Source organism: Mycobacterium simulans (genome assembly GCF_900232995.1).
Taxonomy (GTDB): domain Bacteria; phylum Actinomycetota; class Actinomycetes; order Mycobacteriales; family Mycobacteriaceae; genus Mycobacterium; species Mycobacterium simulans.
In genome coordinates this window covers 1-1,143 of record NZ_OCVX01000080.1, presented here as the reverse complement: position 1 = coordinate 1,143, position 1,143 = coordinate 1, and the positions used below count along the sequence as shown (strand labels likewise).

At 64.8% G+C, this 1,143-nt stretch carries 1 protein-coding gene; it reads left to right on the top strand.

The features are described from left to right. A partial coding sequence (locus tag MSIMFI_RS27300; RefSeq protein WP_191500040.1) for an acyltransferase domain-containing protein occupies positions 1–1,143 on the top strand: 1,143 nt, incomplete at both ends.

Here is a 1,143-nt window from a genome sequence, read left to right as displayed (position 1 = left end):
CCACTGACCCCCGCGAGGAGCTGCTGGACGCCCTGCACGCCGTGGCCACCGACCAACCCCATCCCGGCGTGGCCTACCACCACTACCGAGCCCATCAACCCAGCAAGACGGTCTTCGTCTTCCCCGGCCAAGGCGCCCAATACCCCGCCATGGCCACCCAGCTCTACACCCACCACCGCCGCTTCGCCGACGCCCTCGACGAGTGCGACCGCGCTCTGCGCCAATGGACCGGCTGGTCAGTGCGCGATGTCCTCAATCAACATCCCTCCGCGCCTCCCCTTGACCGCGTCGATGTGGTCCAGCCCGTCTTATTCGCCATCATGGTCTCGCTGGCCGAGCTGCTGCGTGCCCACGGCATCACCCCCGACGCGGTAGTCGGTCACTCCCAAGGAGAAATCGCCGCAGCCTACGTCGCCGGCGCACTGCCCCTGGACCAAGCCGCCAAAATCGTCGCATTACGCAGCACAGCCCTGACGCGTTTGCCCCGTACCGGAACCATGGCCTCGGTTCTGCTGCACCGCGAACAACTGGAACCCCGACTAGAACAGTGGGAGACAAGACTCCACATCGCGGCCACCAACGGTCCCACCCACACCATCATCAGCGGCGACACCACTGCGATGGTGCAGTTCACCACCGTCTGCCAACGCGACGGCATCCACATCCGACCTATTGCAGTCGACTACGCGTCACACTCACCCCAGGTCGAAGAGCTACGCCAACAGCTACTCCGCGAACTCGCGGGACTCACCCCCCAAGCGTCCCGGATCCCGCTGTACTCCACGGTGCAAAGGGCACTGTCCAGCCACCCGTTGGACACCACCACCATGAACGCCGACTACTGGTACCGCAATCTGCGCGAGCCGGTCGAATTCCATCACAGCATCACGGAATTGCTGGCCCAAGGCGAACGCACCTTTGTGGAACTGTCCCCACACCCCGTTCTGGCCCCGGCACTAACCGACACCCTGGCCCACCATGCAGAACACACCCAATCAACGGTCATCACCACCTTGCACCGCGACCACCCCGACCTCTACACCGTCGCCGCCACCCTGGCCCGCCTACACACCCACGGCCACAGCCCCTCCTGGACAACCCTCTATCCAGACGCCCATACCGTCGGATTGCCCACCTACCCCC